This window comes from Salipiger marinus, from assembly GCF_900100085.1.
Lineage (GTDB): Bacteria > Pseudomonadota > Alphaproteobacteria > Rhodobacterales > Rhodobacteraceae > Salipiger > Salipiger marinus.
This window is the reverse complement of sequence record NZ_FNEJ01000002.1, coordinates 56,762-76,859: the sequence shown is the minus strand read 5'-3', so window position 1 is coordinate 76,859 and position 20,098 is coordinate 56,762. Positions and strand designations below refer to the sequence as shown.

Genomic DNA, 20,098 nt, shown 5'->3' with positions numbered 1-20,098 from the left:
ATGTGCAGACCACCACGGACAAGGAGATCGCGAGATGATCGAGAAGCGTCAGTTCTACATCAACGGAGCTTGGGTGGATCCCGCGACGACCCGCGATCACGAGGTCATCAACCCCGCCACCGAAGAGCCCTGCGCCATCATCTCGCTGGGGGATCAGGCCGATACCGATGCGGCGGTGGCCGCCGCCAAGGCGGCGCTGCCGGGCTGGATGGCCCTGCCGGTGGCCGAGCGGATCGGCTATGTCGAAAAGCTGCTGGAGGTCTATCAGGCCCGCGCCGAAGAGATGGCGCAGGCGATGACGCTGGAGATGGGCGCACCCATCTCGCTGTCGCGCTCCGATCAGGTGGGGGCGGGCAGCTTCCATCTGAAGAATTTCATCCGCGCCGCCAAGGAATTCGAGTTCGAGCATCCGCTGCGCGAAGGCGCCACCAAGGACCGCATCCTCCACGAGGCCATCGGGGTCTGCGCGCTGATCACGCCGTGGAACTGGCCGATGAACCAGATCACGCTGAAAGTCGGCGCCGCCGCCGTGGCGGGCTGCACCATGGTGCTGAAACCCTCGGAGGAAAGCCCGCTCGACGCGCTGCTTTTTGCCGAGATGATGGATGCGGCAGGCTTCCCCAAGGGCGTGTTCAACCTTGTGAACGGCGATGGCGCGGGCGTGGGCACGCAGCTGTCGGGGCATCCGGACGTGGACATGGTGAGCTTCACCGGCTCCACCCGCGCGGGGCGGCTGATTTCCAAGACCGCCGCCGAGACGCTGAAGCGCGTGCATCTGGAACTGGGCGGCAAGGGCGCCAATCTGGTCTTTGCCGATGCCGACGAGGCGGCGGTGAAGCGCGGCGTGCTGCACATGATGGAAAATTCGGGCCAGAGCTGCAACGCGCCGTCGCGCATGCTGGTCGAGGCACCGGTTTATGACCGGGTGGTGGAGGAAGCGGCCCGCGTCGCCTCCGAGGTCAAGGTCGGCGATCCGCAGCAGGAGGGCGATCACATCGGCCCTGTGGTCAATGCGGTGCAGTGGGGCAAGATTCAGGATCTGATCCAGAAGGGCATCGACGAGGGCGCGCGGCTGGTCGCGGGCGGCGTCGGGCGTCCCGAGGGGCTCAACAAGGGCTTCTACGTCCGGCCCACCGTCTTTGCCGATGTCACCCCGGACATGACCATCGCGCGCGAGGAGATCTTTGGCCCGGTGCTGTCGATCCTCCGGTTCGAGACCGAGGAAGAGGCGGTGCGCGTCGCCAATGACACGCCTTATGGCCTCACCAACTATGTGCAGAGCCAGGATGGCGCGCGCGTCAACCGGCTGTCGCGGCAGCTGCGCTCGGGCATGGTGCAGAACAACGGCGCCTCGCGCGGGGCGGGTGCGCCCTTTGGCGGCGTGAAACAGTCCGGCAACGGGCGCGAGGGCGGCACCTTCGGGATCGCCGATTTCCTCGAGATCAAGTCGGTAAGCGGCTGGGCCGCCGAGTAAGGCCCGTTCCGCCGCGCTGAACCGGAAACGGCGTCCCTTGCGGGCGCCGCTTTCCTGTCTGCCGCAGGGCTGCGCTGGGGGCGTCAGAACGGGTGGGTGCGCCCGTCCCATGTCTGGAAGGAGCCGGTGCTGTCGAGGCTCAGCGCGTCGAGCCGCGCCGCCAGCCCTTCGGCGGACTGTTCGGGGGTCAGATCCGCCGCCTCGCCGCCCATGCCGGTGCGCACCCAGCCGGGATGGTAGGTGCCCACGGCGATGCCGCGCGGTTTCAGCGCCATGGCAAGGTTGCTGCCCAGATTGAGCGCCGCCGCCTTGGAGGCGCGGTAGATCAGCGCATTGCCCTTGGCGAGCGCATTCGATCCCATCTGCGAGCTGATGATCATGATCTTGGCGGCGGGGGCCCGTTCCAGCAGCGGCAGCATGGCCTGCACGGTCAGGAACACGCCCGTCACGTTGACCGCGAAGGTCTGCGCCCATTGCTCCGGCGCATAGCCGCTGTCCAGATCCTCGGCCTTGTCGAGATAGACCCCGGCATTGCAGATCAGCGCATCCAGCGCGATGTCGCCAAGCTGCGCCGCCAGTGCTGCGGGGGCGGCGGGATCGGTCACGTCCAGCGGCAGCAGGCCCGGCGTGGCGCGGGCGGTGCCCAGAACCTTTTCGCCCCGGGCGGTGAAGGTGGCGGCGAGCGCCGCGCCCACGCCGCGATTGGCGCCGGTGATGAGCAGGGTCATGGCAGGATCCTAATTGGCTTTGCGGGTGGGCAGGAAGGGCAGCGGCGCCACCGGCACGCCCTCCTCGATCAGGGCGCGGGCTTCTTCGCCGCGGGTTTCACCCCAGATCGGGCGATGCGGCGTGTCGCCGCTATGCATGGCGCGGGCTTCCTGCGCAAAATCGCGGCCCACATATTCGGAGGTGCGTTCCACATGCTCGCGCAGCGCCCGCAGCGCCTGTTCGGCGGGGGAGGCGGGTTCGGAAAGCCGCGGCTTCTGCGGCGCGGGCGCAGGCGCCGGGGCTGCGGCGCCGTGATTGACGCGCGGCGCCATCAATTCCTTGGTCACGTCCGTGGATCCGCAGACGGCGCAGGCCACCATGCCTGCGGCCTGCAGCTTGTCGAAAGCGGTGGCGGACTGGAACCAGCTGTCAAAGCGGTGGTCCGCCGCGCAGCGAAGCGAATACTGGATCATGAGGAAAACCCTGATGGACCCCCTTGATCTGGGGAGTGCGGCCCGAAGGTCAAGATGGGCGTGCTGCCAAGCTCGTCGGGATCGAACTGCAGCAGCAGGCGGGCGAGGTCCGGTTCGTGCACCAGCGCCGCCGCGCGGCGGCGGCTGAGCCAGCGGCGCTTGCGCTGGCCGCGTTCGGGAAAGCGCTTGTCGAGCCCGGTCACCTCCAGCGGAAAGACCATGGCCATATGCGGATGCGGGCTGTGGCGCTTGCGATAGATGTAGCTGCCCGCGCAGCCGCCCTGCAGGCGGCCCCGCACGCCCGCCTCCTCCCATGCCTCGCGCGCGGCGCTCTCGGCCATGGACCGGCCCGGCATCGGCCAGCCCTTGGGCAGGGTCCAGCGCCGCCCGCTGCGGCTGGTGATCAGCAGCAGCTGCAGCTTGCTGCCCCGGATGCGGTAACACAGGGCGGCACATTGCAGCAGCGGGCTGGCCGCCTGAGGGGCATGGGACCGGAGGGCAAAGGTGAAGGTCATGGGATGTGCCTGTTTTGCCTGTCAGTCTGCCGGGGCGGCGTGCCCGCGTCCAGATGGCCCAGCAGGGTTTTTAGCAGGTCCTGAACATCTGCCTCCGGTCTGAGCAGCTGCTGCGCCGCGTCTCCGCGCTGCTGCTGCAGGGCAGGGGGCGCCAGATCGGCCAGCGCGCGGGCCAGCGTGGCAGCATCGGTAATGCGAAGCGCCGCCCCGGCGTGATCCAGCGCCGCAAAGGGGGCGGCAAAATTTGCCACATCCGGGCCGTGGATCAGCGCCGCGCCAAAGGCTGCCGGTTCATAGGGCGTGTGCCCGCCACGGTCGGTGAGCGTGCCGCCGATGAACACCCGCCCCGCCAGCCGGTAGAACAGCGCCATCTCGCCCAGTGTGTCGGCCAGATAGACCTCCGCCTCCGGCGGCTCGCCTTCGGAGCGCCGCGCGCAGGTCAGGCCGCGCGCCGCGATCAGCCGCGCCACCTCGGCGGCCCGGCGCGGATGGCGCGGCGCAAGGATCAGCCGCAGCCCCGGATCCTGCGCGCGGGCGGCAAGATGGGCGTCAAGCACGATCTCCTCCTCGCCCTCATGGGTGGAGGCGGCGAGCCATGTGGCGCTGCGGTCAAAGGCACGCTCCAGCGCGGGGTCGCGCAGATCGGGCGGGGCATAAAGCGCCTTCAGGTCCACCACCGGCCCTGCGGCCTGCGCGGGCAGGCCCGCTGCCAGAAACCGCGCGCGCGAACCGTCGTCCTGCGCCGAAAGAAAGGCCACCCGCGCCAGCAGCCGGCCCTGCAGCCCGCCGAAGATCCGCCAGCCGCGCGCGGTGCCATGGGTCAGCCGCCCGCCCAGCACCAGCACCGGCCCGGGACAGGCGAGCAGGCGCTGCGGCCAGATCTCGGATTCCATGGCGATATGCGCGACCACCTGCCAGCACCGGTGCATCCGCCGCGCCACCCATCCCAGATCCAGCGGCGAGAGGCGCGCGCAGAGCCCCCAGCTTTGCGCCAGAGCCACGCCGGAGGCGGAGTTGCAGGTGACCAGCAGCGGCAGGCCGGGGCGGGCGGCGCGCAGCGCCTCGATCACCGGGCGGACCGAGGCCAGTTCGCCATTCGAGGCCGCGTGCAGCCACAGATGCGGCCCCGGCGCCACCGGACCCAGCGCCAGCCGGTCGCGCAGCGCGGACCAGTCACGCGCCAGCGCCGCCCGGGCCAGCACCCAGACGGCAAAGACCGAGACCAGCAGCCGGTAAAGCGCCATCCATCCCTCCGTGGCGCGCGTGCCGCGCCTGCGCCCGGCTTAGGGCAGGCGGGGCCAGAGGTGCAAGCCCTTGGCTCAGAGCATCCGCGCCCGCGCCCGAAGCTCGAACTTCTGGATCTTGCCGGTGGAGGTCTTGGGCAGATCCTCGAACACCACAAATTTCGGGGTCTTGAACCCGGCCAGCCGCTGCCGCGCATAGGCGATCAGATCCGCAGCGCTGGCCTCGTGTCCCGGTTTCAGCTCGACAAAGGCGCAGGGCACCTCGCCCCAGCGGTCATCCGGCTTGGCGACCACGGCACAAAGCAGCACCGCGTCATGGCCCATCAGCGTGTTCTCCACCTCCACCGAGGAGATGTTTTCGCCGCCCGAAATGATGATGTCCTTGGCGCGGTCGGCGATCTGGGCATAGCCGTCGGCATGGCGCACCGCGATGTCGCCGGAATGGAACCAGCCCCCGGCAAAGGCCTCGCGCGTGGCCTCCGGCGCCTTGTAATAGCCCTTCATCACGCCATTGCCGCGATGCAGGATCTCGCCCCGCGTGGTGGCATCGGCGGGCACCGGGGTCAGATCCGGCGCCATGACGGCCACGTCCTCCATGAAGGGCATGCCCACGCCCTGCCGCGCCTTGAGCGCCGCGCGCTCCGGCCCCGGCCCGCTGTCCCAGTCGCTGCGCCAGATACATTCCACATCCGGCCCGTAGGTTTCGGTCAGCCCGTAAACCTGCGTGACGCTGAAGCCCATGGTCTCGATCTTGGCCAGCGTGGCGGGGGCGGGGGGCGCCCCGGCGGTGAACACCTCGACCACATGGCCGAAGGCGCGGCGCTCCTCGGCGGGGGCGTTGACCAGCATGTTGAGCACGATGGGCGCGCCGCCAAAATGCGTGACACCTTCGTCGGCAATGGCGGCATAGATGGCGCGCGCGGTGATGTCGCGGCAGCAGACCAGCGTGCCGCCAATGGCGGGCATCATCCATGTGTGGCACCAGCCGTTGCAGTGAAACAGCGGCACGATGGTGAGATAGACCGGATGCAGCACCATGCGCCACGACAGCACCTGCCCCATGGCATTCAGATAGGCGCCGCGATGGTGATAGACCACGCCCTTGGGCCGTCCCGTGGTGCCGGAGGTGTAGTTGAGCGCAAGGCTTTCCCATTCATCCTGCGGCAGGATCCAGTCAAAGGCCGGATCGCCACTGGCCAGAAACTCCTCATAGTCCATGTAATCGCCATAGGCGGCGATGCCCGCCACCGGATCGGCAACCTCGATCACCCGGGGCGGCGACCCTGTCATGATCTCCAGCGCTTCGGCGAGACGGGGCAGGATCTGCGGATCACAGAGCACCAGCTTGGCCCCGCCATGGTCAAGGATATGGGCCAGCGTGTCCGCATCCAGCCGGATGTTGATGGTGTTGAGCACGGCGCCACAGGCGGGCACGCCAAAATGCGCCTCCGCCTGCGCGGGAATGTTGGGCAGCAGCGTCGCCACCACATCGCCCGGCGCGATCCCCGCCCGCGCCAGCGCCGAGGCCAGACGGCTGACCCGCGCGTGATGCTCGGCATAGCTCCTGCGGTGGCTGCCATAGACCACGGCGGCATGGTCGGGAAACACCCGCGCCGCGCGGGCCAGAAAGGACAGCGGCGTCAGCGGCACATGGTTCGCCGCGCATTTCTCCAGCCCGGTTTCGTCGGCAAGCCAGCCCATGGTGGTGGTCTCCTCCCTGCTCCGCAGACACTATGCGCGGGCAGGGCGCTTTGGGAAAGAGCCGTGAACGATCCGTTTGCGCGTGGCGCGGGCCGGGATAGTCTGCGGGGCATGATCATCTCTCGCGGCCGCGGCTACATCTTCGTGCATATCCCCAAGACCGGCGGCACGGCGCTGGCGCGCGCGCTGGAGGCGCGCGCGCGGCCCGATGACATCCTGATCGGCGACACGCCGAAGGCGCAGCGCCGCCGTGCCCGGCTGAAGGTGCTGCAGCCGGCGGGGCGGCTCTGGAAACATTCAGGCCTCGCCGAGATTGATGGGGTGGTGACGGCGGCCGATCTGGACGGGCTGCTGTGTTTTGCGCTGGTGCGCAACCCGTGGGACCGGGTGGTGAGCTATTACCACTGGCTGCGCGTCCAGCGCTTCGCCCATTCCGCCGTGACGCTGGCCCGCCAGCTGAGCTTTGCCGGTTTCGTCAGCCATCCAGATACCGCTGCCCGCCTGCGGGCCTGGCCCTATGGCCGCTACCTGCGCGACGCTTCGGGACAGGACCGCGCGGGGCTGTGGATCCGGCTCGAACATCTGGAGGAGGACATGGCGCCGCTGGCCCGTCATCTGGGCTTCTTCCCGCGCATGACGCACGAAAACCGCTCGGACCGCCGCGCCGATTACCGTGGCTACTACACACCCGAGAGCGCGGCCCGCATCGCCGAGATCTGCGCCGAAGACATCGCCCGCTTCGGCTACAGCTTCGGCTGACCCCGCCGCGCCACTCCCCAGCCCGCGCGCCTGCGGCTGCGGCAGGATGCCTCCGGCGGGGATATTTTTGGTCAGAAGAAGCTTGAAGCGCATCAGGGAAGCCCGCCCGTATGACGGGGCGGGCCGAAGCTCTCGCTTCTCCTGACGCGGTCATCGGCGTCCCCGCCTGTACCGTCAGGCAAGATTAGCCTTGAGTGGTTAACCGAGTGTTTCTTCTGACCAAAAATATCCCCGCCGGAGGCATTTATGGGCGGGGCGTTTCAGCCGGGCGCGCCGGGTCGAGCAGGGCGTCGCGAAGCTGGCAGTCCTTGACCACATCCTGACCGCAGGGCACCGGGTCCAGATCCTTTGACAGGCACAGGCGCGCTTCCTGAATGCGTCCTGCGCGGCAGGTGATGGTCAGCATGTCGGGTGCAAGGCCGGGATTGGCCTGCAGGAAGGCCTCCTCCACCAGCGTTGCGGGCAAGGTAACGGGAGCGGCGAGCTGGTCCAGCGCCGCGGGTTTGGCAAGGCTTTCGAAGGCGCGTCGCGAGAGCGCGAAATACTCGGTCGCGGGGAGCCCGGTGCAGCTGCCATGTTTGCGCCACTGGTGCCATGCCAGTCCGGAGGTGCCCATGATGTCAGCCATGGCGGCGGTCTGCCGCCGGTCGGGCGCGGGATGCGGGCTTGGGCAATAGGAGGGCCAGCCGCGCCGGTTCTGCGGCCAGAGCCCGTGCAGCACCCAGCCAAGCGCGCGGTCACATTGCGGCGAGCCTTCGGCGCGGCCTTCCAGCGCGCACCATGTCGGCGACCAGGACAGCGCCAGCACGTAATAGTCGAAGCGGCCGGGCCGCTCTCCCTCGGCGCGGGCGGGCAGGGCTGTCAGCAGCAGCAGCAGAAGGCACCAGCGCATTTTCTCTTTCCTCTTTTGTCCTGCGCAATTATATAAGCCTGAAGTTCCCCGACAACGGAAACCCGTCCCGGAAACATTCCGGGACCTCCCGAGGCCCAGGCCTTGGGGGCGGGGAGAAGATTTGCAAGGAGCATATCCATGGCCAAACTGCTGCACTCGAGGGCGACCGCCGTCTGGCTCGTCGACAACACCACGCTGACCTTCAAGCAGATCGCGGATCTGACCGGCATGCACGAGCTGGAGATTCAGGGGATCGCGGACGGGGACGTGGCCGGGGGCGTGAAGGGGTTTGATCCGGTGGCCAACAACCAGATCGAGGCCTCCGAGATCGAGAAGGCGGAAAAGAACCCGCTGCACAAGATCAAGCTGAAATACAATCCCGCCGCCGTCGACGAGGACAAGCGGCGCGGTCCGCGCTACACCCCGCTGTCCAAGCGTCAGGACCGGCCCAACGCCATCCTGTGGCTGGTGAAATTCCATCCCGAACTGGCGGACAGCCAGATCGCCAAGCTGGTCGGCACCACCAAGCCCACCATCCAGACCATCCGCGAGCGCACCCACTGGAACATCCAGAACATGCAGCCCATCGATCCGGTGGCGCTGGGCCTGTGCCGCCAGTCGGAGCTGGATGCCGCCGTCGCCAAGGCCGCCAAGTCGCGTGACGAGGTGATGACCGATGACGAGCGGCGCAAGCTGGTCTCGACCTCGCAGAGCCTTGGCATGGAGACCGAGCCGCGCCTGCCCACCGCCATCGAGGGGCTGGAGACGTTCTCGCTGTCCGATCCGCGCGGCGAAGACGAGGAAGACACCCGTGGCCCGTCGGATTTCGCGGATGCGGACAGCTTCTTCAACCTGCCCGCCGGGTCGGATGACGACGAGGACGAAGACGAAGACGACACTCCGCGGCGCTGAGCCGTGCGCCCGGCCCGGTCCAAGGGCCGGGCCGCCCCTGTCATGGGGCGATGCGCTGCCGTCCGTTCGGGGCGGTGGCGCGGCCCTTGGGAACCTTGGGCCGGATGGATCTTTCCATTTCTCCAAATAGACAGCGATCTGTGCGAGGGCGCGGCGGATTCGCGCTGGCGCTCCGCTGACACCGGATCAGCGGCGCGCGGGCGCGGTTACGGGACCGGAGGCTGGTCCCCGTCCTGTGCCACCGCGAAGGCGCGGGGGAAGCTGGCGGCGAAGGTCGCGCCATGGCCCAGCCCCTCGAACACCTCCAGTTCCAGAACCAGATCGGCGCGCCGCGCCAGTCTTTCGGCCAGCGCCATGGTCTGCGGGGCCGGGCGCGGTGTGGCGGGCGCCTCGGTTCCGCGCCGGTATTCGCGGTCTCCGAGCTGGATCAGCAGCCGCGCCGGAGCGCCGGTGCGGGCGCGGGCGCGGGCTTCGGCTCCGGCCAGCGCGCCGCCGCCAAAATGGGTGGAGGGGCTGACCGCGACATAGGCCCGGAATGCCTCGGGTGTGGCGAAGAGCGTCCCCAGCACGAAAAGCCCGCCATAGGAATGGCCCCAGAGCGTCCGCGCGGCGGGATCAAGCGGCATCCCCTGCGCCACCGCCCCGGCGATCGGCCCAAGCAGCCGTGCGCGAAAGGCGGCATCGCCCCCGGTGGGGCGCCTTTGCGCCGGATCGCCTTCGGGCCACTGGGCGACGGGGGGCGTGTAATCGCGGGACCGGGCGCGCGCGTCCACCGCCGTGTCCACCGGATAGCCGATCCCCACCACCGCAAGCCCGGGATGCGCCGCAAGATCCGCCGCGTTCAGTCGGCTGAAGGCGGCATTGCCGTCGAGCATCCAGAGCGACGGCCAGCCTGCGGCGGGGGGCTGGCCCAGCGGGCAGGCGGTGAAGATCCGGTAGCCCAGCCCGTCGATCCGCAGATCGGTCTGCGCCAGCCGGTGCGTGGCGGGCGGGGTTTCAAACAGCGGATAATCCACCACCTGCGGCACAGGCTGCGCGGCCAGACGGGCCGGGGGCAGGGTGAGGGCGGCGAGGGCGGCAAGAAAGCTGCGGCGGCAAAGAGGCATGGGACAGGCTCCGGCAAGGGTGGGGGCTGGCTCATGCTGCTGGCAGACCTCGTTCTAGCGCAGGTCGCAGGACGGTGCAAAGGCTCAGAGCGGCGGCCGGGGCCCGCGCGGGGTGTCGCGCCGGGCGGCGCGCGCCCAGTCCAGCTGTGCGGCAGTGGCCACGGCGCCGGGCAGGAGGGCGCGCAGCCGCGCCAGCGCGGTGTCCGGCACCTCGCCCGTCTCGATCATCAGGCGCAGCGCCACCATGCCGGACCGCCCGTGCCCGCCCCGGCCATGCACCAGCACCCGCCCGCCGCCGATCAGGGCGCGGCGCATCCGGGCGCTGGCCTCTGGCCAGCTGCGGGTGAAGGCGGGGTCGGGGGTGTCGCCCGCGCGCAGCGGCAGGTGCAGCCAGCGGCTGCCCCGGTCCTGAATGTCCTGCCCCAGCGTCATGGCGCCCGCCGCGAACAGTTCTTCGGGCAGGGCCAGCGTCAGCAGAAAGGCGGGCGCCCAGCTTGCGATATGGTCGAGATCGCCATGGTAGTCGCCGCCATCGCCGGGCAGCGGCGCCAGCGCGAGGATGCCGCCCCCCACCGCCACCGCATGGATCACCGACGCACCGCCGCCAGAGCCCGGGCCAAGCCGGGGCTCGGCCAGCCTGCGCACGCGCGGCCCGTTGCCGTGTTCCATCACTTTCTCCCTTCCTCCGGGCGGGATGATACACGACCGCCGCCCCCGTCCCAGCCGATTCGGCGGGCCAAATTCCGCAGGCCGCGCAGAAACTTGGCGCCGCGCTGAAACTTCGTGGCGCGGCGCTGCGTGTGTTCGTGTGTCGGGCGGCTGGCCAAGCAGGCGGCTGCCCTTACTGACCTGAAGCACCCTGATGACGAGGAACGCCATGACCTTTCGCATGACACACGCCGCCGCCCTGATTGCCCTTACCGCCGCCACCCCCGCGCTGGCGCAGGATCAGGCTGCCGCCATGGGCTTTGCCCTTGCCGAAGATGGCATGACCCTTGTGGTGATGCCCGATGCCGCCGATCCCGCCACCGTGGAAACGCACGAGCTTGACACCATGCTGCACGCCATCGCATGGCGTCCCGTCACCGGCGAGCTGCTGGGTCTGGGCGCGGGCACCATCTATGGCATCGACCCCGCCACCGGCGCGCTGACCGATCTTGAGGCGAGCTTCATGGAAGACGCCACCATCGCCGAGGGCGCCAAGGTCGCGTTCGATTTCAACAATGCCATCGACGCTGTGCGCGCCGTGTCCAGCGCGGGCGACAACCTTGTGTATTTCCCCGCAGGCTTCGGCGATGGCGACGAGCGCGCCGGATCGGTGCGCCGCTTCACCGATGCCTATTACGCCGAGGGTGACGCGCATGCCGGCACCGAGCCGATGATCTTTGCCAATGCCTATACCAACGCCATTTCCGGCGCCAAGGCAGGCAGCACTGCGCAGTTTGCGCTGGATGCCGAAACCGACGCACTGGTGAGCCTTGCCAACAATGACGGCACGCTGATGACCATCGGCAAGGTCACCGTGGACGGGGCCGAGGTCGACCTGTCGGCATGGGGTGGCATGGACATCCTGTCGCCGGAAGAGGGCACCGACATGGCTTGGGCCATCCTGCAGATGGAAGGCGCTGACACCGCAGGGCTTTACGAGATCGACCTTGCCACGGGTGCCGCCACGATGCAGGCCGATCTGGGCATGGGCGGCTTCACCGGCTTTGCCGTCGCGCCCGCGATGTAATCCCGTCACCACGGCTCTGCGCGCCTGATCCCTTGGCGCGCAGGGACACCGGGCGCCCGCGTCTCGCGTTTTCCTCCCGTCGATGCGGTGGACGGCGGGCGCCCGGTCCCTTACCTTCCGCGCAACTCCGCAGGAAGGTTGCCCATGACCGACGACAGCCCGAAATATCAGGTGCTCGCCCGCAAATACCGCCCCGAGACCTTCGCCGATCTGGTGGGGCAGGAGGCGATGGTGCGCACGCTGAAGAACGCCTTCAAGGCCAACCGCATCGCGCAGGCCTTCATCATGACCGGCATCCGCGGCACCGGCAAGACGACCACGGCGCGGATCATCGCCAAGGGCATGAACTGCATCGGCCCCGATGGCACGGGCGGGCCCACCACCGATCCCTGCGGCGTCTGCGAACACTGCCGCGCGATCATGGAGGGCCGCCATGTCGACGTGATGGAGATGGACGCGGCCTCCAACACCTCCGTCAACGACATCCGCGAGATCATCGACAGCGTGCATTACCGCGCGGCTTCGGCGCGCTACAAGATTTACATCATCGACGAGGTGCACATGCTGTCGACCAGCGCGTTCAACGCGCTGCTGAAGACGCTGGAAGAGCCGCCCGCGCATGTAAAATTCATCTTTGCCACCACCGAGATCCGCAAGGTGCCGGTCACGGTGCTGTCGCGCTGCCAGCGCTTCGACCTGCGCCGGATCGAGCCCGAGGTGATGATCGACCTGCTGCGCCGCATCGCCGGGCGCGAGGGGGCGCAGATCAGCGATGACGCGCTGGCGCTCATCACCCGCGCCGCCGAAGGCTCGGCCCGCGATGCCACCTCGCTGCTGGATCAGGCGATCAGCCATGGCGCCGGAGAGACCACCGCCGACGAGGTGCGCGCCATGCTGGGGCTGGCCGACCGGGGCCGGGTCATGGATCTGTTCGAAAAGATCATGCGCGGCGATGCGCCCGGCGCGCTGACCGAACTGTCGCAGCAATATGCCGATGGCGCCGATCCCATGGCGGTGCTGCGCGATCTGGCCGAGATCACGCACTGGATTTCCGTGGTCAAGATCACGCCGGAGGCGGCGGAGGATCCGACCATCGGGCCGGATGAACGCAGCCGCGGGCTGGCGCTGGCCGAAGGGCTGGGGATGCGGGCGCTGACGCGCATGTGGCAGATGCTGCTCAAGGCGCTGGACGAGGTGGGGCAGGCCCCCAACGCGATGATGGCCGCCGAAATGGCGGTGATCCGGCTGACCCATGTGGCCGAACTGCCCTCGCCCGAGGATCTGCTGCGGCGGTTGCAGGACTCGCCCCCGCCTTCGGGTCCGGGCGGCGGCGGAGGGGGCGGCGGCGCTGGCGCTCAGGCGCAGGGCGGTGCTGCGCAGGCCATGGGCCGCGCGCCGCAGCCCACCCATGCAGCACCTGCGGGGCCTTCGGCCTTGGCTGGGTCGGCGGTGCTGGCCGTGGCCGCCGATCAGGCGCTGGCGCGCTATCCCAGCTTTGACCATGTGCTGGAGCTGATCCGCGCCAACCGCGACGTGAAGCTGCTGGTGGAGGTGGAAAGCGGCCTGCGGCTGGCCGCCTATCAGCCGGGCCGCATCGAATTCACCCCCGCCGACGGGGCGGCGCCCGATCTGGCGCAGCGGCTTGGCAGCGCGCTGCAGCGGTTCACCGGCACGCGCTGGGGGGTGTCGGTGGTCAATGGCTGCACCACGCCCACCGTGGTGGAAAAGCGCGACGCGGCGGATCTGGCGCTGAAGGCCGAGGCGGAGAAGCACCCGCTGGTGCTGGCGGCGCTGGCGGTCTTTCCCAAGGCGCGGATCGTGCGCATCCACACCCCCGAGGCCGAGGCGCAGCAAGCCGCCGAGGACGCGCTGCCCGAGGTCGAGGATGAATGGGATCCTTTCGAGGAATAGGGCAGGGAACGCAGGGCGGGGTCTGCGGGTTGAGCATCAACCCTGATGCCCCTCATTCAAAGGATGCCGCCATGAAGCTGCCCAGCCGTCCCGCGCTGCCCGACCTGACCCGCCTGCGGGACCGCGCCCTGCCTGCCTCGCGCACGGAACGGCTGGGGCCGCTGCTGTTCGCAGGCGGGCTGCTGGCGGTGGGGGTCTTTCTGCTGAAGGCCAAGCCGAGCTTTGCCCATGTGCCGCGCGCCAAGCAGTTTGGCGATCTGCCGCGCCGGTCGCGCCTGCGCCGCGCGGCCCAGACCACCCGCGACCAGATCGAACCCTTTGCGCCCACCAACATCACCGACCAGATCGGGCGCTCGCTGATTCTGGGCGGCGTGGCGCTGCTGGCGACGCGGCTTCTGGACGAGATGGCGGGCCGCGATACCGACTGATCGGCGCCCCCGCCCTTGCCGCAGCGCGCCCGCCCCCGTATCTAGGGGGCAAGCCCCGGTCGGGGCACCAGACAGGCAGGCCCGGCTGGGGCCGCAGACAGGAGAGATGACATGCTGAAGGGTTTGGGCGGTCTTGGCGACATGGCCAAGATGATGAAGGCCGCGCAGGACATGCAGGGCAAGATGGCGCAGCTTCAGGAGGATCTGAAGGCGATGACCGTCACCGGTGAATCCGGCGCCGGGCTGGTCAAGGCCACTGCCAGCGCCAAGGGCGAGCTGAAGGCGCTGGACATCGATCCGTCGATCTTCAACGCCGATGACAAGGAAGTGGTGGAGGATCTGATCCTTGCCGCCGTCAAGGACGCGCAGTCCAAGGCTCAGGAAGCTGCCGAGGCAGAGATGCGCAAGCTGACCGAAGGCATGGGCCTGCCTGCGGACATGAAGCTGCCGTTCTGAACGGGCACCGCACGGGCCTGCCCGCATGAGCCGCAGAAACGACCCCATCGAGGCGCTGATCGAGCTGATGGCCCGGCTGCCGGGCCTTGGCCCGCGGTCGGCGCGGCGCGCGGTGCTGCATCTGATCGCCAAGCGCGCGCAGCTGCTGCAGCCGCTGGCCGAACTGATGACCGAGGTGGCGGCCAGCGCGCGTGAATGCCTCAACTGCGGCAATGTGGGCACCGGGGACATCTGCAACATCTGCGCCGACGAGCGCCGCGCCAATGGCCTGCTCTGCGTGGTCGAGGATGTGGGGGATCTCTGGGCCATGGAACGCTCCGGCACCTTCCGCGGGCGGTATCATGTGCTGGGCGGCACGCTGTCGGCGCTGGATCAGGTCGGGCCGGAGGAGCTGCGGATTCCGCAGCTTGTCACCCGCATCGAGACGGAAGCGGTGACAGAGGTGATCCTTGCGCTGAATGCCACGGTGGACGGCCAGACCACCGCGCATTATATCGCCGACCAGCTTGCGGGCCGGGTGGCGCTGTCGTCTCTGGCGCAGGGCGTGCCGATCGGCGGCGAGCTTGACTATCTGGACGACGGCACCATCATCGCCGCCCTCAACGCGCGGCGGCGGATCTGACCGCGCCGCTTCTGGTTGCGGAGACGATACATGAAATTCCTGATCCTTGCCGGTCTGCTTGCCCTGCCTCTGGCGGCGGGGGCGCAGGCCCTGCCTGACCCTGCGCCGCTGTCGCAGATGGATCTGCTGGCGCGCGACATCGGGCGCGGCATCGGCCAGACCGCGCTCGACGCGCGGCAGCAGGGCGCCTTTGCGGGGGGCTTTCTGGCGCGGGGCGAGGTCAGCCCCTCTGGCGCGCAGGACAGCACCCTGTCCGATCGCGGGCTGGTGACCGGCTGGGGCTTTGCCAATGGCGTAACGCCGTTCATCGGCTATGCGCAGGGCCGGTCCGAGCTGGAGGATGACCTGCATGAGGCGCGCATCCGGTCCTATTTCCTTGGCGCCGCCTATGCCGGGCAGCGGGCCGGGCTGCACTATGGCGCGGCGGTCTTTGCTGGGCGCACCCATAACAAGCTGTCGAGCCCGGGTTTTGCCACCGGCAGCGCCGATCATGATGGCCGTCTGCTGGGGCTCAGCCTGCGCGCGGACCGGATGCTGCGGCAGGGCATGACGCCGGGCACCGGGCTTGACCTGCGGGTGGCGGCGGATGTGATCCACCATCAGACCCGCGACTACGCCCTGAACGGGCTGCAGGGCCGGGTGGACGACCGCGCCAGCACCGCCACCGCGCTGCATGTGGAGCTTGGCGCACCGATGCGCCACCACGGCCTTGCGCTGCGCCCCTATGCGGCATGGGAGGCGTTTGGCGGGCAGCAGGACAGCTTTGACTATGCCAAGGACGGGCTCTCCCGCCGGGTGGAGGCGACCGACCTGCTGTCGGGTCACCGGCTGGCGCTGGGGCTTGATCTGGGCGGGGGCGCGCATCCTGCCGCCCGGATCGAGGCGCGGCAGGACAGCGGCGGCGCCTTGGGTCTTGCGGTGATGGCGCGCTACGGCTTCTAGCGCGCCGGTCAGGCCGGTTTCGGGCCGGTGTCAGGCCAGCGCCTCGGTTTCGCCGTCGCCTTCACGGTCGTAGCTGAAGGCGCTGTGCCCCGCCACGACGCAAAGCGCGACGATGCCCGCGCCCCGGTCCTGACGCAGCACGCCTTCGGCCAGCTGCACCGCGCCAAAGCCCGCATCCTGCATCAGGCCCGCCACATAGCTGCGCGAATGGGCAAAGCGGCGGCTTTCGCGCAGCGTCACCGGCGCCTCGCCCAGTTCGACGGTGAAGGCCAGCCGCCCGCCCGGCGCCAGCGATCCGGCGCACCAGCCGATGATCCGTTCCAGCGCGCCCAGATAGATGAACACATCCGCCGCCACGATCAGGTCATAGCGCGCAGGCCCCAGATCCAGCGTGGCGATGTCGCGTTTTTCAAGCTGGTCATACAGCCCCTTGGCCTGCGCCTCGGCCAGCATGCCGCCCGACAGGTCACAGCCTTCCAGCCAGTCGCAGCGCGGGCGCAGCACCTCTCCGGCAAGGCCGGTGCCGCAGCCCAGATCCAGCGCCCGGGCCGCCCGGCCAAAGCCGGTGCGGTCAAGCTCGTGCAGGATCCATGCGGGGCCGCAATAGCCCAGCCGGTCCACCAGCGAGGCTTCGAACCGGGGCGCATACTGGTCAAACAGCAGCTCCACGAAGGCGGGGGGCATGGTTTCCGACACGGCCTGCCCGGACAGCAGGTCACGCTTCAGCCCCGCGCCCAGCGGATCGCGCGGATCGGCGGTCACGGCGCGGTCCAGCGCTGCCATGGCAGCGACGCGGTCGCCCGCCATCTCGTGCAGTTCCCCCAGCCGGAACCAGCCCGCCGCCCAGCCCGGCGCCAGATCCAGCGCGCCCGACAGCACCTCGAGGGCGCCCGCAAGATCGCCCAGATGCACCAGCGTTTCGGCAAAGGAGGCCCGCCGGTCGGCATCCGGCTGGCCCGAAGGGAATGGCGTTCCAACCATGATCGCGCTTTCGAAAGGGCCCGCTCATTTGCCGGAAACCGGCCACGCGGCGGACGACACGCTGCGCCGCAATATGGCGCATCGGAAGGCGCGTTACGCCTGCCCCCGTGCCCTGTCAAGAGACCGCCCGGAGCGCCGGGCAGCGGCGCGGTGACGCGGGGTGGCAGGGGCGCGCGGCCGGTCGGGCCGCGCCGCGCCCAAGTTTGCCGCCGGGCGTCATACTCCTGTTGGGAATCGCCTGTATCCCCACATGGAAACGTTTCCATATCGGAGAGTGGAGCAGGTGAAGGCCAAGGTCACCATCAAGGATGTGGCGCGCAGGGCGGGCTGTGGCATCGCCACGGCAAGCCGGGTGCTGAACAATTCCGGACCCGCCAGCGCCGATGTCCGCAGCCGGGTGCAGAAGGCCGCGCAGGATCTGGGCTTTTCCTTCAGCGCGCTGGGGCGGGCGCTGCAGAGCAGCCGGTCGATGACCGTGGGCTGCCTTGTGCCGTCGCTTGCCAATCCGGTCTTTGCCGAGGCGGTTCAGGGGCTGCAGACCGTGCTGGCGGGCACCGGCTACCAGCTTCTGATCGCCAGTTCCAATTATGACGGTGCCGCCGACAATGACGCCATCGCGACGCTGATCGCGAAAGAGGTCGACGGGCTGATCGTGACCATGGTGGCGCCGGAGCACAGCGCGGCGCTTGCGCTGGCGCGGACGCGCGGCATCCCGGTGGCGCTGATGTTCCACGATCCGGTGGCGGGCCTGCCCTCCGCCCATGTGGACAACGGCGCCGCCGCGCGCGAGGTCGCCCGCCGCTTTGGCGATCTGGGGCACCGGCGCACGGCGTTTCTGGCGCTGCGCTTTGCCAGTTCCGACCGTTCGCGCAACCGCTATGCCGGGTTTCTGGCCGAATGCCGCCTGCGCGGTCTGCCCGACCCGGTGCTGATCGAACTGACCGAGACCGAGGCCAATACCCCCGAACGGCTGGCGCAGACCCTTGCCGCGCTGCCCGATCTGACCGCGATCTTCGCCTCGAACGATTTTCTGGCCATCGCCGTGCAGAAGGCCGCGCGCCTGCTGGGCTGGCGGGTGCCGCGCGACCTGTCGGTGGTGGGGTTCGACGGCATCGAAATCGGGCGGCTGCTGGACGTGCCGCTGGCCACGATCGAGACCGAGCCCGCTGCGATGGGCCGTCAGGCCGCGCTGACGCTGCTGGACCTTCTGCAGGGCGGCGCCCCGGTGCAGCTGCCGCCCTTGCCCTTCACCTTTCGCGCGGGGGCCACGCTGGCACCTCCCCGCGCGGATCGCCGCGACGACGACCGGGTTGCCCCCCGGCCGCCGTCCGTTCTCTCGCTCAAGACCGATCTCAAACAAGGATGAACCGATGAAACATACTGTTCTTTCGGCGCTTTTCGCAACCGCGATCGCCATGCCCGCGCTGGCCGAAGACGCCATCTGCTACAACTGCCCGCCGGAATGGGCGGACTGGGCCTCGATGCTGGACGCGCTGGATGCGCAGGCCGACATCCAGATGCCGCATGACAACAAGAACTCCGGCCAGACCCTGAGCCAGCTTCTGGCCGAACGCGCGAGCCCGGTGGCGGATGTGGCCTATTACGGCGTCACCACCGGCATCAAGGCGGGGGCGGAAGGCGTGGTGGAGCCCTACAAGCCCGCAGGCTTTGACGAGATCCCCGACGGTCTGAAGGATCCCGAAGGCCGCTGGTTCGCCGTGCATTACGGCACGCTGGGCCTGTTCGTGAATGTCGACGCGCTGGGGGGCGCGCCGGTGCCGCAGTGTTTCGCCGATCTGACCAAGCCGGAATATCGCGGCATGGTGGGCTATCTCGACCCGTCCTCGGCCTTTGTGGGCTATGCCGGTGCCGTGGCCGCGAACATGGCCTTTGGCGGCGATCTGGGCAATTTCGACCCGGCCATCGCCTATTTCAACGATCTGGCGCAGAACGACCCGCTGGTGCCCAAGCAGACCTCCTATGCGCGGGTGGTGTCGGGCGAGATTCCGATCCTGTTCGATTACGATTTCAACGCCTATCGCGCCAAATACGAGGAGGACGGCAATTTCGAATTCGTCCTGCCCTGCGAAGGCTCGGTGCGCGTGCCCTATGTCATGAGCCTTGTCGCCGATGCCCCCCATCCCGAGGCGGGCAAGCGCGCGCTGGATTTCATCCTGTCGGATGAGGGGCAGGCGATCTGGACCAATGCCTATCTGCAGCCCGCCCGCCCGGTCGATCTGCCCGCCGAGGTGGCCGAGAAATTCCTGCCCGCCGCCGATTACGAGCGCGCCGTGGCCGTGGATTATGCCGAGATGGAGCGCGCACAGGCCGCCTTTGGCGAGCGCTACCTGAACGAAGTCAAGTAACCGCGACCCCGACGGGGCGGTGCCCGGCGCATCGCCCCGTCCCCCTGTCCGCACCGGAGCCCCGCTGTGAGCCACCGTTCCTTCCTTCTGCTGTGCCTCGTGCCGCTCGCCAGCTTCGCGCTGGCCTTTCTGGCGATCCCGCTGGTGCGGCTGGTCCTTGCCTCCGGCGAAGGCGCCGAGGGCTGGGCGATCTATCTGACCATCCTGCGCACCCCGCGCTACCTCGCGACGCTGGGCCAGACGCTGCTGGTGTCGCTGGCGGTGACCGCCGCCGCGCTGGCCGTCTCGACCACGGCGGGGCTGTTTCTGGCGCGCAGCCGCTTTGCCGGGCGCCGGGTGCTGCTGTCGATCCTGACGCTGCCCTTGGCCTTTCCCGGCGTGGTGGTGGGATTCATGATCATCCTGCTGGGCGGGCGGCAGGGGCTGGTGAACCAGCTTCTGCCCGGCCACTGGGTCTTTGCCTATTCGGTCACCGGGCTGTTTCTGGGCTATCTCTATTTCTCGATCCCCCGCGTGCTGCTGACCGTCATGGCGGCGGCGGAAAAGATCGACCCCGCGCTGGAAGAGGCCGCGCGCACGCTGGGGGCGCCGCCATGGCGGGTGATGGTCGATGTGGTGCTGCCCGCGCTGGCGCCCGCGCTGATCGCGGCAGGGGCCATCGCCTTTGCCACCGCGATGGGGGCCTTTGGCACCGCCTTCACGCTGGCCACCGACATCGACGTGCTGCCCATGGTGATCTACACCGAATTCACCCTGTCGGCGAACATCGCCATGGCCTCGGCGCTGTCGGTGGTGCTGGGGCTGGTGACATGGGCGCTGCTGCTGCTCGCGCGCAGCCTGTCCGGCGGCACCGTGGCGGCGGGGGGCTAAGGT

21 protein-coding genes are annotated in these 20,098 nt (G+C 69.1%); 12 read left to right on the top strand and 9 right to left on the bottom strand.

What is annotated here, in order from left to right; all coding sequences use genetic code 11:
- Positions 1-34: 34 nt before the first annotated feature.
- Positions 35-1,474: an aldehyde dehydrogenase family protein gene (locus BLR51_RS02320; RefSeq protein WP_089843213.1), complete on the top strand. Its 1,440-nt coding sequence runs from the start codon at positions 35-37 to the stop codon at positions 1,472-1,474.
- 83 nt (positions 1,475-1,557) lie between these two features.
- Here BLR51_RS02320 and BLR51_RS02315 read toward each other — a convergent pair whose 3' ends face one another.
- From BLR51_RS02315 to BLR51_RS02295, 5 genes are all read right to left on the bottom strand, one after another.
- Positions 1,558-2,202 (bottom strand): SDR family NAD(P)-dependent oxidoreductase, encoded by a 645-nt coding sequence (locus BLR51_RS02315; RefSeq protein ID WP_089843211.1) that lies wholly within the window; start codon positions 2,200-2,202, stop codon positions 1,558-1,560.
- 9 nt (positions 2,203-2,211) lie between these two features.
- Positions 2,212-2,655 carry a DUF1178 family protein gene (locus BLR51_RS02310; protein ID WP_089843209.1) on the bottom strand — a complete coding sequence of 148 codons (444 nt, stop codon included), beginning with the start codon at positions 2,653-2,655 and terminating at the stop codon, positions 2,212-2,214.
- Positions 2,652-3,170 (bottom strand): NUDIX hydrolase, encoded by a 519-nt coding sequence (locus tag BLR51_RS02305; protein ID WP_089843207.1) that lies wholly within the window; start codon positions 3,168-3,170, stop codon positions 2,652-2,654. The genes BLR51_RS02310 and BLR51_RS02305 overlap by 4 nt, the downstream gene beginning before the upstream one ends.
- Positions 3,167-4,414 carry a 3-deoxy-D-manno-octulosonic acid transferase gene (locus tag BLR51_RS02300; protein ID WP_089843205.1) on the bottom strand — a complete coding sequence of 416 codons (1,248 nt, stop codon included), beginning with the start codon at positions 4,412-4,414 and terminating at the stop codon, positions 3,167-3,169. The genes BLR51_RS02305 and BLR51_RS02300 overlap by 4 nt, the downstream gene beginning before the upstream one ends.
- Before the next feature lie 75 nt (positions 4,415-4,489).
- Complete coding sequence (locus tag BLR51_RS02295) at positions 4,490-6,115, bottom strand: AMP-binding protein (protein ID WP_089843203.1); 1,626 nt, start codon at positions 6,113-6,115, stop codon at positions 4,490-4,492.
- A gap of 111 nt (positions 6,116-6,226) precedes the next feature.
- On the opposite strand from BLR51_RS02295, the gene BLR51_RS02290 reads away from it, so the two are divergent.
- A complete protein-coding gene (locus tag BLR51_RS02290) occupies positions 6,227-6,874 on the top strand; it encodes a sulfotransferase family 2 domain-containing protein (protein WP_089844050.1) in 648 nt (215 codons plus the stop codon).
- Between the two features lie 244 nt (positions 6,875-7,118).
- Here the strand turns inward: BLR51_RS02290 and BLR51_RS02285 are convergent, their stop codons facing one another.
- Complete coding sequence (locus tag BLR51_RS02285) at positions 7,119-7,766, bottom strand: ribonuclease T2 family protein (RefSeq protein WP_089843201.1); 648 nt, start codon at positions 7,764-7,766, stop codon at positions 7,119-7,121.
- A gap of 138 nt (positions 7,767-7,904) precedes the next feature.
- Here BLR51_RS02285 and BLR51_RS02280 point away from each other — a divergent pair, with 138 nt between their 5' ends.
- The gene (locus BLR51_RS02280; RefSeq protein ID WP_089843199.1) at positions 7,905-8,678 is read left to right on the top strand and encodes a DUF1013 domain-containing protein; all 774 of its coding nucleotides are present in this window, start codon (positions 7,905-7,907) and stop codon (positions 8,676-8,678) included.
- A 206-nt stretch (positions 8,679-8,884) separates the two neighbouring features.
- Here BLR51_RS02280 and BLR51_RS02275 read toward each other — a convergent pair whose 3' ends face one another.
- Together BLR51_RS02275 and BLR51_RS02270 are read right to left on the bottom strand one after the other, a co-directional pair.
- A complete protein-coding gene (locus tag BLR51_RS02275; RefSeq protein ID WP_089843197.1) occupies positions 8,885-9,784 on the bottom strand; it encodes an alpha/beta hydrolase in 900 nt (299 codons plus the stop codon).
- Positions 9,785-9,868: 84 nt separating this feature from the next.
- Entirely contained in the window at positions 9,869-10,453 is a 585-nt protein-coding gene (locus tag BLR51_RS02270) for a protein-tyrosine phosphatase family protein (RefSeq protein ID WP_242656622.1), read from the bottom strand.
- A 220-nt stretch (positions 10,454-10,673) separates the two neighbouring features.
- Between BLR51_RS02270 and BLR51_RS02265 the strand changes: the two genes are divergently transcribed.
- The 6 genes from BLR51_RS02265 to BLR51_RS02240 all read left to right on the top strand — a co-directional run bounded on the left by BLR51_RS02265 (position 10,674) and on the right by BLR51_RS02240 (position 15,878).
- Complete coding sequence (locus BLR51_RS02265; RefSeq protein WP_242656621.1) at positions 10,674-11,519, top strand: DUF4394 domain-containing protein; 846 nt, start codon at positions 10,674-10,676, stop codon at positions 11,517-11,519.
- Between the two features lie 144 nt (positions 11,520-11,663).
- On the top strand, positions 11,664-13,430 hold the full coding sequence (locus BLR51_RS02260) for a DNA polymerase III subunit gamma/tau (RefSeq protein ID WP_089843193.1): 1,767 nt from the start codon (positions 11,664-11,666) through the stop codon (positions 13,428-13,430).
- 71 nt (positions 13,431-13,501) lie between these two features.
- Positions 13,502-13,858, top strand: a complete 357-nt coding sequence (locus BLR51_RS02255) for a hypothetical protein (RefSeq protein WP_089843191.1) — start codon at positions 13,502-13,504, stop codon at positions 13,856-13,858.
- Between the two features lie 111 nt (positions 13,859-13,969).
- The gene (locus tag BLR51_RS02250; RefSeq protein WP_089843189.1) at positions 13,970-14,314 is read left to right on the top strand and encodes a YbaB/EbfC family nucleoid-associated protein; all 345 of its coding nucleotides are present in this window, start codon (positions 13,970-13,972) and stop codon (positions 14,312-14,314) included.
- Between the two features lie 25 nt (positions 14,315-14,339).
- Entirely contained in the window at positions 14,340-14,936 is a 597-nt protein-coding gene (gene recR / locus BLR51_RS02245; RefSeq protein WP_089843186.1) for a recombination mediator RecR, read from the top strand.
- Positions 14,937-14,966: 30 nt separating this feature from the next.
- Complete coding sequence (locus BLR51_RS02240; protein WP_089843184.1) at positions 14,967-15,878, top strand: hypothetical protein; 912 nt, start codon at positions 14,967-14,969, stop codon at positions 15,876-15,878.
- 30 nt (positions 15,879-15,908) lie between these two features.
- On the opposite strand, the gene BLR51_RS02235 is transcribed toward BLR51_RS02240, so the two are convergent.
- A complete protein-coding gene (locus tag BLR51_RS02235; RefSeq protein ID WP_089843180.1) occupies positions 15,909-16,859 on the bottom strand; it encodes a class I SAM-dependent DNA methyltransferase in 951 nt (316 codons plus the stop codon).
- Between the two features lie 250 nt (positions 16,860-17,109).
- On the opposite strand from BLR51_RS02235, the gene BLR51_RS02230 reads away from it, so the two are divergent.
- From BLR51_RS02230 to BLR51_RS02220, 3 genes are all read left to right on the top strand, one after another.
- A complete protein-coding gene (locus BLR51_RS02230) occupies positions 17,110-18,225 on the top strand; it encodes a LacI family DNA-binding transcriptional regulator (protein ID WP_089843175.1) in 1,116 nt (371 codons plus the stop codon).
- A gap of 4 nt (positions 18,226-18,229) precedes the next feature.
- Positions 18,230-19,225 carry an ABC transporter substrate-binding protein gene (locus BLR51_RS02225; protein WP_089843172.1) on the top strand — a complete coding sequence of 332 codons (996 nt, stop codon included), beginning with the start codon at positions 18,230-18,232 and terminating at the stop codon, positions 19,223-19,225.
- A gap of 66 nt (positions 19,226-19,291) precedes the next feature.
- Positions 19,292-20,095 (top strand): ABC transporter permease, encoded by an 804-nt coding sequence (locus tag BLR51_RS02220; protein WP_089843169.1) that lies wholly within the window; start codon positions 19,292-19,294, stop codon positions 20,093-20,095.
- Positions 20,096-20,098 lie beyond the last annotated feature (3 nt).